This window comes from Citrobacter sp. Cpo221, assembly GCF_030332345.1.
In the GTDB taxonomy this organism is placed as follows: domain Bacteria; phylum Pseudomonadota; class Gammaproteobacteria; order Enterobacterales; family Enterobacteriaceae; genus Citrobacter; species Citrobacter portucalensis.
Map to the genome: position 1 here is coordinate 37,553 of NZ_JAOWIA010000038.1, position 6,319 is coordinate 43,871.

A 6,319-nucleotide genomic window follows, 5' to 3' on the forward strand; every position below is an offset into this window, starting at 1 on the left:
TTTACGCTTTCACGCGCTGAATGTAGTCGCCAAATGCGGTCAATTGACCGGTCAGATGGTCCAGCGTGCTTTGGTCGATCACTTCACCTGTCTGCGGGTCTACTTTGTTCTGAATGACGCCGCCCATAAATTCCGGCTTGTTCATTACCATGGCGTCGAGGAATACCAGGATCTGACGCAGATGATACTGGCAGCGCGCGCCGCCAATAGCGCCCATAGAACTGGTCTGGATCAGCACCGGCTTACCCGATAATGGCTGATCGGGCAGTCGGGACAGCCAGTCGATGGCGTTCTTCAGTCCGCCCGGAACAGAATAGTTATATTCAGGTGTGACGATGACGACACCGTCAGCCTTTCTGATTTGCTCAGCCAGCGCTTCTACGCTGGCCGGAAAACCTTCTTCCTGCTGGAGGTCGGCATCGTACAGAGGGATATCACCAATCGACGGCAGCGCGTTCACTTCCATTCCCGCTGGAGCAATCTTGGGCAGCGTACGGGCAACCATTCCATTAAACGAACCTTTGCGCAGACTTCCCAGTAACGTAACAACATTCAATGTTTCAGACATGGTGGCTCCTGTTTCATCATGAAGGTTAAATCAAAGCGTATGGCTCTTCGCTGCACATAATTGAGAGAACCGGATCAGACGACCCGTTGGCTCATTGGCGCGAGTCTGGATATCAGGCAAACTTTTCCAGTCCTGTTTACCATCAAACTCCCAAACCTTGAGTTTTTCAATGGTTGGCGTAACCGCAACTGACCACACCAGTACATCTTCCGCATCGCAAATGGCTTCAACCTGCGCCACATGGGCACATTTCAGACGCCCTGCGCCGGGTAAAAGCTGGAGCTTACGCGGATCGTCATTGCACACATCGCCAGTGAGTTTGAGTACGCTCTGGCGCAATGTAATGAGCTGCGCGCGTGCTTCGTTGGGGTCGTTTTGGTTATTGATCCACAGGTTTTCGTTACTGGAGAAGCGCCACGTTTCCGCTGAATTTGGATTGTGAAACCCGCGGGTGGCCCGCTGAAGTTCCATATCCAGGCCGCACGTTCCTTCAGTTGTTAGCACAACGCCGACGATATTCCCGGCATAGGAAATCGAAAAACCCGGCAGGTTCTTATCGCGAAAAACGGGCTTACCTTTGGCCTGAGTAACAATTTCGGGCAGCGTGCTGGTGCCGTAAAGCATAAACATCAGTTCAGCGAGAAGACTTCGGGAAGCCAGGAAACGTGTCCGGCGATGAGCGGGTAGATCTCTTGCTTCGATATGACATGGAGAAGGGAGGCGAGCTGAAACCAGGTGTCCCTCCGTAAGAATCCCTCTGGCAAAATGTGTCGCCATTTGTCGCTCCGTGATTAATGGTCCGTGATTATTACCAGAGTAACATTTACACGGCTTCCGGGCAGGCTTTACTGCCCAAAAACTAAGCGGAAATGGGATACATTACGCGATATTTACATTTCTGTTGCCAGAATGGTCGATTTAGCAACACCAAAATTACGGATCGTCAGGAGATATCGCGATAAAGCGCCTTGATCGTGTCTTTTAGCCAGACGATCTTAGGATTGTGGCTGTTACGTTTATGCCAAAGAAGAGTGAACGGTACGCGCATTTTTTCCAGTTGCGCCGTATCAAATGGCATCGGCCGTGCAACGAGAGGAAGCTGGTGGAGTTGGTTATAACGCTGGCAATAGACCGGTGCGGTGGCTATCAGCGCGTGATCCGGCTGCGCGGCCATAAACAGCGATTGCTCAAAACCGGGCAGACATAACGCGATATTGCGTGCGCGTCCCATTTCTTGCAGGACTTCATCCAGCGCCCATGTATCGCTTTGCTCCCAGCTAATGCTGATGTGCGGATAGCGCAGAAAGGTGTCCAGATTCCACTCTTCCTGCAGTGCGGGATGATCTTCACGTAGCCAGACGCAAGGCAGATCGGAAAACAGCACTTCATGGTCGATCGACAATGGCAACAAACTCAGCAGTTCGCGCGAACGCGGATGGCTTTCGCGCCCGGTAAAGCCAATATCCACTTCACCGCGAATAATGGCATCCAGCGAGTCATAGTCCCAGTTACGTATTTTGATTGTCGCCTGGGGATAGCGCAGATAAATCTGCTGGGAGAGCGCATTGAACATGATCATCACTAACGGCGTCTCGGCCGCCAGATCAAACTTCAGCCCGCGTGGAGACTCATGGTGCGGCTTATCGAGCAACTGATTGCCCATCTGCATCCATTCAGCAAGGCTCTGCTCCATGCTGACCATCAGCGGCGTCGGCGATAGCCCCAGCGGGGTGTTCACAAACAAGGGATCATCAAACCAGGTCCGCAGCTTCGACAGCGACTTACTGACCGCCGACGGCGTGACGTTCATCCGTTTGGCGGTTTTAGTGACGCTGCGTTCCTGCATCAACAGCTGCAGGCAGAGCAATAAATTAAGATCGAGACTGCTGAGGGATTTCTTCATGAGTTGGCGCGGACCGGTTAGGTGCAACAGTGATAATCAGCATGATACTCACTATGCTACAGCCAATCAGAATCCCGATCAGCATATTCAGCGCATCAAGGCCAAGAACCGCCGCCAGCCAAATCCACAGCGAGGAACCGCAAACCTGCGCAATACCTAATGCCGAGCTGGCGACGCCCGCGCGTAGCGAGAACGGCCCAAGCGCCTGGCTCATCGCAACACCGAAGCCGACCGAGAATCCAGCGCAGATTAACGTCAGCCCGAAAAGCGTTACTGCGTGTGAAGTGGCAAGGGTTAACACCACGCCGGCACACAGAAACAGCACCTGTGAGGTCAGCATCAGAACGCGAGGCTTAAATACGCTCAGAGCAAATGGCGTAGAGAAAGAGACCGCCATACTGATGCCTGCGGTCATGGCCATCGTGGTAGCGTACTCACCACGGTCGAAGCCCATCACTTCCATCAGCAGCACCGGAGATGTGTTCACGAAGGTCAGGATCACCGACACGCTAAGGGTGGTAATGGCCAGACGGCTTAAGAAAAAACGGTTTACCAGTGATTCGGTTGTGTGGTTCTTTTCCGTCGTCGCCATAAGCGTTGCTGGGCGCGATTCTCGCAGGACAAATACCGACAGCAGGCAAACGGCAACACCCATACCCATCATCGTGTAGAACAGGCTCTGCCACGGGAATTTGAGCATAATCAGATGCCCCATCACCGGAGCCAGCACCGGCACGATACAGGTAATACCGTTCAACAACGATAGTACCTTCGCCCGACGGCGATCGTCGAGTGTGTCGCGCAGGATAGCGAAAGCCACCACGTAGCAACAGCCCGCACCTACGCCCTGAATAAAACGACCTATGAGGAATGGAGTACCGCTTTCGGCGAAAGAACATAGTGCAGAGGCGAAAATAAAGATGAGTGCGCCAACTATGGCGACCGGTTTGCGACCTGACTGGTCGGCAATTTTACCGGCGAACAGCATTGCCGTCGCCATTCCTGCCAGATATACCGAAAACGCGATATGCAGTTGCGCCTCGCTGGCCTGTAAATCGGCAGCAATACGGGGCAGCCCCACCAGATACATATCAATACCGGCAGGATAAAGAAGAACCAGGGCGAAACTGCAGATTAGAAAGCGTGTCATAGCGACCTCATAAGAAATGTGGCGCTAAGCATACGGTCAGAGAGTCAACTGCACGAGTTGCCATTTGGACAACAGTGATTTCCTGTTAGGAAATTATTATTAATTCGGAATGTATTTATATTGGTTAAGAAATGTGCGAGATAGGATGAATTAAATATAACCATGCAAAGTTAAAGGGATTGGTGTGGAAATAGTTGGTGATAATACTTGTGTTACGAGTATAAACCCGAAAGGAAAAATCGTTTACTGCCGTGGAGAGCAGCATAAATACTGGCTTGAACTGCAGTTCGTCGATGAGAACAACATTCCTGTATGCGGACTTAATGTCAGGCTGGAATATCGTCCGCTGACATCATCAGTGTGGCATCAGCATGAAAACAGCTACAGCCCAACGCCTCCCCCCAACCCTCCGGCGGGCGTTACCGACAATCAAGGATTGGTCCGGTTTGATGATCTTTTCTGGATAACTGTAGACGTTAAGACGGATGGGCAGCAACTGGCTGACGAGATGACACTGCGGCCACTGGGCGTCAGGCGTAATCCTAACAGCCAGCCAGAGAGTAAAAATATGTTCTGGTCGGGCCTCCGTGACAATAGCTGGCGATCGAATGTACAGGAAATAACAGAAGCGGCTAATCATGTGTATCACTATGTCACTATCGGGGAGTTATGCGACCGCCTGCCGTTGATTGAAGGCTGGGATGAACCGGAGGCTCCGGAATTCCATTTCCCACCGAATCGCTCCTTGAAGGGGACGGAGATCCCCTGCGAGTTACTGGAAAAAAGACACGTTATTGAAATCTGTCCATTTCGGGCATGGGTATTGGCATTGCACGACACAAAAGACTATGACCTCGCCAACGCACTGAATCTCGGTATTATGGCTGACCTGGTTTATGCGGCAGAAAAAGATAATAAAACTATCAACTATTTCTTCCGGAATAAGTGTCAGGATCTATCATGCATTCCTCAGTTTGCTGAATTTCCTTCCTGGTACCACACGTTGGCGGTCGATGTTCCTTTTCATGACCGCTATCTCCCACCAGTGTATCTGAGCACGAAAGATAGTGATCAACCGGAGGGGGACTCCCGGCTCTTTACGGTGGAATGTGGCACGCATGTGCTGGTTGCATGGTGCGGGACTGATAGTCTGTTGAATGTGCTAACTGATTTATCATTTGCACCAAAACGTTGTTTGCCGGAACTGACCGGGGCGGGAAATGTTCATGGAGGATTTCTGGAGGCTTATGAGCTAGCCAACAGGAAATTTGAGGATAATTTGAATGCGGTTAATCGGGCTTTAGAGCAAGGAACGAAGACGCTATTTATTTGTGGTCACAGCTTGGGGGGAGCTTTGGCATTACTTTATGCTGCCGAGATGAAAGTCAGTCATCCCATACTGTATACCTACGGAATGCCGCGTACATTTACCCGTGCGGCCATATCTTTTCTGGACAGCATTACCCATTACCGGCACGTCAACGACAATGACTCAATTACACAAATCCCTCCGGATGCTGATTTGGATAACGCTTTTTATAAGAAATGGGGACTGCTGGGAGACAAGCTGGGGTTTGACTGGTCACTGACGACTGCTGCCGGTCTTGGGGGTGCAGTTCGGGATCTGACTTATCAGTCTGTGGGACTTGTAGATAAAAAAGATCCTTACTGGCATCACGGTAAAACGGTGGTTTTTTTCTTGGCTGAGCAGTGTTCAATGCGGGTTGCCAGCCCGAACCACAAAACTCTACTTGATGGACAGATCTACACGCGCCATTTTGTGGGGGTGAAACTATATCTGGTTCCTTCTCTGAATGATGAATGTCTGAAATCTAGCGGTAAGCATCAGGAAACGTTCATCCAGTGCCTCGCACCGCATGCTCTGACAAAGACCTTTCCGAAAAATACCAATCCAACGCTGAACGGTTTAGGTACGGACCCGCAAAACCATTCGATGGCGCACCGCTATTTGCCCTACATCCATAATCAACTGCTTGAACTGGCAAATCCGGAGCTAAAGATGAGAAGAAAAGAAATGCGGATGCGCTTTCGCGATGAGGTTGAGAAAAGTGCATCCAGTAACGGGCAGCCGGATGAGATCCAGCGTAACCGTGAATTTCTGATGCTTCAGGATTTACTGCCGATAGCCCTGCAACTCACGGAGTCTGATGAAATTGGCCGCAATGCCCTGACTCGTTTCGCGGCGGTGACGGAGGAAAGCGTTGAATTATTTTAATAGAATTAACGTCATTGTGTTAACTATCGCACTACTTTGTGGGTGCAGAGATAAGACAGATCAGACGCTTTCCCCTCCTGATAATGCCCGACGTGTCAGCGTGTCATTCCGGATGCCAGAGGGCATCACTCTAATGCCGATGCAGATTCTTTACCGCTCTGAAAAGTGTATGGATAAAAGCTATAACTCCAGCTTTGAATCTTATCCTGTGCGGGGATACAACGGTTTTACGCAGCCTTTCGTCCGGCAGGGTATGGGGGGGCTGTGGCAGATCAGTATTGCCATTGATGGTGGCGGGCCGTGCCAGTGGCAGCTAAATTCACTGAGAGTAAGTTTCAGGATTGCGGATAATATTCCACTGGTGAAAGGAAAAGAAGTCATTGAGACCAGTTATATCTTTGATTTTGGAGATTATGGCCTCAGTGACGGGTATGGGACAGGGAGGGCAAAAGAGGTCAGTGG

Annotated in this window: 5 protein-coding genes and 1 pseudogene; 2 read left to right on the forward strand and 4 right to left on the reverse strand. The window is 50.8% G+C overall.

Features of this window, described 5'->3' with window-relative positions:
- Nucleotide 1: 1 nt before the first annotated feature.
- From OGY72_RS07995 to OGY72_RS08010, 4 genes are all read right to left on the reverse strand, one after another.
- A complete protein-coding gene (locus OGY72_RS07995) occupies nt 2-568 on the reverse strand; it encodes an NADPH-dependent FMN reductase (RefSeq protein ID WP_003827046.1) in 567 nt (188 codons plus the stop codon).
- A 30-nt stretch (nt 569-598) separates the two neighbouring features.
- Nucleotides 599-1,345 (reverse strand): 4'-phosphopantetheinyl transferase family protein, encoded by a 747-nt coding sequence (locus OGY72_RS08000; RefSeq protein ID WP_286547541.1) that lies wholly within the window; start codon nt 1,343-1,345, stop codon nt 599-601.
- Between the two features lie 166 nt (nt 1,346-1,511).
- Entirely contained in the window at nt 1,512-2,471 is a 960-nt protein-coding gene (gene yidZ, locus OGY72_RS08005) for an HTH-type transcriptional regulator YidZ (RefSeq protein WP_126956572.1), read from the reverse strand.
- The gene (locus tag OGY72_RS08010) at nt 2,440-3,621 is read right to left on the reverse strand and encodes an MFS transporter (protein ID WP_003827053.1); all 1,182 of its coding nucleotides are present in this window, start codon (nt 3,619-3,621) and stop codon (nt 2,440-2,442) included. The genes yidZ and OGY72_RS08010 overlap by 32 nt, the downstream gene beginning before the upstream one ends.
- Nucleotides 3,622-3,805: 184 nt before the next feature.
- Here OGY72_RS08010 and OGY72_RS08015 point away from each other — a divergent pair, with 184 nt between their 5' ends.
- Nucleotides 3,806-5,857, forward strand: a complete 2,052-nt coding sequence (locus OGY72_RS08015) for a lipase family protein (RefSeq protein ID WP_286547542.1) — start codon at nt 3,806-3,808, stop codon at nt 5,855-5,857.
- A 169-nt stretch (nt 5,858-6,026) separates the two neighbouring features.
- A pseudogene (locus OGY72_RS08020) lies at nt 6,027-6,319 on the forward strand (hypothetical protein); the annotation flags it as partial.